A 254-nucleotide genomic window follows, 5' to 3' on the forward strand; every position below is an offset into this window, starting at 1 on the left:
CAAGCGAACGTTTTGCAAGGCCAATTCGGTACACTGTCGATCAATAACCTAGGTCACTGGACTTATACTGCAGACAATTCACAACAGACTATTCAAGGTCTGAAAACGGGTGAGTCATTAACGGATACCCTCATAGTTCATTCGGTCGATGGCACCGAGCAAAAAGTTACTGTGACCATTAACGGTACCGACGATAAAGCCGTGATCGCTGGCACTTCAACGGCACAGCTAACTGAAGACAAAGACGTCCATCA

General features: G+C 46.5%; 1 protein-coding gene. It reads left to right on the plus strand.

What is annotated here, in order from left to right:
- Positions 1-254 (plus strand): VCBS domain-containing protein (locus BCU84_RS19980; protein ID WP_198589626.1); only part of this gene is annotated, 254 nt, incomplete at both ends.

The organism is Shewanella sp. 10N.286.51.B7 (genome assembly GCF_002873615.1).
Taxonomy (GTDB): Bacteria; Pseudomonadota; Gammaproteobacteria; order Enterobacterales; family Shewanellaceae; genus Shewanella; species Shewanella electrodiphila.